The sequence below is a fragment of the Youngiibacter fragilis 232.1 genome (assembly GCF_000495435.3).
Lineage (GTDB): Bacteria > Bacillota > Clostridia > Clostridiales > Clostridiaceae > Youngiibacter > Youngiibacter fragilis.
This window is the reverse complement of the sequence record NZ_AXUN02000126.1, coordinates 1-2,978: the sequence shown is the minus strand read 5'-3', so window position 1 is coordinate 2,978 and position 2,978 is coordinate 1. Positions and strand designations below refer to the sequence as shown.

3 protein-coding genes are annotated in these 2,978 nt (G+C 42.2%); all 3 read left to right on the top strand.

Annotated features, from left to right (window positions below; genetic code table 11):
- Positions 1-21 precede the first annotated feature (21 nt).
- The 3 genes from T472_RS06595 to T472_RS06585 all read left to right on the top strand — a co-directional run bounded on the left by T472_RS06595 (position 22) and on the right by T472_RS06585 (position 2,759).
- A complete protein-coding gene (locus tag T472_RS06595; RefSeq protein WP_052011769.1) occupies positions 22-1,074 on the top strand; it encodes a DUF8612 domain-containing protein in 1,053 nt (350 codons plus the stop codon).
- A gap of 246 nt (positions 1,075-1,320) precedes the next feature.
- Positions 1,321-1,605 carry a UxaA family hydrolase gene (locus tag T472_RS06590; RefSeq protein WP_023387780.1) on the top strand — a complete coding sequence of 95 codons (285 nt, stop codon included), beginning with the start codon at positions 1,321-1,323 and terminating at the stop codon, positions 1,603-1,605.
- Entirely contained in the window at positions 1,602-2,759 is a 1,158-nt protein-coding gene (locus tag T472_RS06585; protein WP_023387779.1) for a UxaA family hydrolase, read from the top strand. The genes T472_RS06590 and T472_RS06585 overlap by 4 nt, the downstream gene beginning before the upstream one ends.
- Positions 2,760-2,978: the final 219 nt, after the last annotated feature.

The window sequence follows — 2,978 nt, the reverse complement described above, 5'->3', positions numbered from 1 at the left end:
AGAACTAGAAATCTTTAACACATAGTCACGGAAAAGACACTGATTGTATTTGACGAAATTCAGCTTTGTGAAAGGGCATTGACTTCACTGAAATACTTCTATGAAGATGCTCCGGATTATCATATTATCGCGGCAGGCAGTTTGCTAGGCGTAGCTGTCAATAGAGCAAGATATTCTTTCCCTGTAGGCAGAGTGGAGATAAAGACTCTTTATCCGATGGATCTTCAGGAATTCATGCTGGGGTTAGGTGAGGAAGATTTGCAAAAGCAAATCAAATATTGCTTCGAGAATGACTCTCCAATGCCATCAGCTTCACATGATGCTGCAATGCAGTTATACCGTCAATATCTTGTCGTGGGTGGTATGCCCGAATGCGTGATGCAGTTTGCCGAAACGAAGGACTATATACTAATACGCCATATTCAGGACACCATTCTTAATGGTTACCTAAACGAAATGAGCAAGTATAACAACCTGAATGAAATCAAAAAAACACGGCTGGTCTATGACAATATTACAGTTCAGCTTTCAAAGAAGAATACCAGGTTTCAATACAAACTCGTTAAGAAAGGCGGACGGGCATCAGAATTTGAGAATGCCATTGAATGGCTGACATTATCAGGTATCGTTTCACAGGTTTATAAAGTTGAGCAGATTAAGAAGCCGCTTGAAAACTATCGAGATATTGACGCATTCAAGATTTATGTTTCCGATTTGGGATTGCTTTGTGCAAAGAAAGATCTATCTGCAAATGATGTTCTCTATATGGCTGAGGAACTAAATGACTTCAAAGGCGGAATGGCAGAAAACTATGTCAACACTCAGCTCACATCTAATGGGTATAGTACTTATTACTGGGAGTCAGAGCGTGGAGCAGAGATTGACTTTATCATTCAGCGTGACGGGCAGAATATCCCCATCGAGGTTAAATCAGCAGACAACACCAGAGCAAAGAGCTTAAAGGTTTATGTCGACACCTACAAGCCAGCTTATGCTATTAAGCTCTCCACCAAAAACTTTGGTTTTGAGGACGGAAAAAAGACAGTACCGCTTTATGCCGCATTTTGCATCTAAAAACCAATAATGCAATAACATATAAAGCTTCGGTGCAAAATACTGGATTTACTGTATTGGGCTTCAATAAACTGGTGAATTCTTCAGGTTACCAATACATTGAGCATGGAAGAAAAATATTGAAACCAGGTGAATGAGTAATCCTCTGGAAGTATATATACCAATACTTTTCGGGGATTCATATATCGCTTTATGTTTGCTATTGGATTTGTTAGTATTTAAATAAAACCGAGGTGGAGGAAAGCGATGGTAAATTCAGTTATCATGAATGAAATTGACACTGTTGTCACAGTGACTTCAAAGGTATCCGCTGGGAATGATGTTGGATACATTGTCAACGGGAAGAATAATTCGATTAAGGCTGCTTCTGATATTCCAAAGAACCATAAGGTTGCAGTAAGGAATGTGATAAAGGGAAATGAAGTCTACAAGTATGGCGAAGTTATCGGCTATGCGACTGAAGATATCAACATAGGAGACCATGTCCACGAAAACAACCTGAGCAGTTTCAGGCAGGAGGTGAAAGAATGAAGTTCAACGGATATAAGCGATCGGACGGGCATGTTGGAATACGCAATCATGTCATTGTAATGCCGGGAGTTATATGCGCAGCTGGCGTTGCACAAAAAATCGCAAATAAGGCTGATGCAACGTACCTTTACAATCCGAATGGGTGTGCACAGAATTCAAGTGATTCGGCAATCACCATGGAGATACTATCCGGGCTTATCGCCAACGGGAATGTCTATGGGGTCCTCATAGTGGGACTTGGATGTGAGATGCTCCGAAAGGACAATTACATCGAGGCAATAAGGAAGAAGACAGACAAACCAGTACACTACATAAGCATCCAGCAGGAAGGCGGAATAAAGAAGACAGTGAGCAAAGGCCTGGAGATAGTAGGGGAACTGATGGAAGGTGCGAGCAGATGCGAAAGGGAAGAATGCGATCTGTCTGAACTGATCCTTGGGTTGGAATGCGGAGGTTCAGACCCTACATCCGGATTCTCTTCCAATGCGGTATTGGGAGTCACCTCAGACAGATTAGTGGACCTTGGGGGGACCGCAGTATTATGCGAAACACCTGAAGCCATAGGAACGGAGAACATACTGAAAAGAAGAGGCTTCACTCCTGAAATCGGACAGCAGCTCCATGATGCAGTGATCAAGTATGACAGGATGTGCAAGAATAACGGTGAGGACATAAGGAAATCAAATCCATCCCCAGGCAATAAGGCCAGCGGAATAACCACGCTGGAAGAAAAGTCACTTGGATGCATACATAAGAGCGGTACTAAACCATTCATGGGAGTGTATGAGTATGGACAGATGATTGACAAAAAGGGTCTCGTATTCATGGATGGTACGGCCTATGACGTAGCTTCCGTAGTATCATTGGTTGCCGGAGGGGCTCAGATCGTTGCCTTCACAACAGGGATGGGAACACCGGTAGAGAACGCCATAGCTCCGGTCATAAAGATTACCGGTAATGGGGATACGGCATCCAGGCTATCTGACATGATAGATTTCGACACCAGCTCAAGCATAACCGGTATGAAGTCAGTGGAGGAGTTAGGTTCAGAGCTTTTCAATTACATGGTGGATGTATGCAACGGGGAAGAAGTGGTAGCTGAGGTAAATGGCTTCTCTGATATGGCAATAAACCAATTCTATAGCTATTCCTAAATATATGTTTAAATCATATGTTCTGTAATTTTCAAAAAACCAATGTTGAAATTATGCAGCTTCTAAGAGTGACCATAAAGGTATACTGGACCTTTATTCTTAGTACCCATTTATGGGTTCAAATCCCATCCTCTCCGCCATAAAGTAAACTGATTAAAGATATTTGGAATCTGCTTGCAGGTTATCGCAGTAGATTAACGGTGTTTGTCAAGTTAGTTG

What these genes read in the sequence shown, in the direction of transcription:
- T472_RS06590 (WP_023387780.1), top strand. Translation starts at nt 1,321, where the DNA reads ATGGTAAATTCAGTTATCATGAATGAAATTGACACTGTTGTCACAGTG.
- T472_RS06585 (WP_023387779.1), top strand. Translation starts at nt 1,602, where the DNA reads ATGAAGTTCAACGGATATAAGCGATCGGACGGGCATGTTGGAATACGC.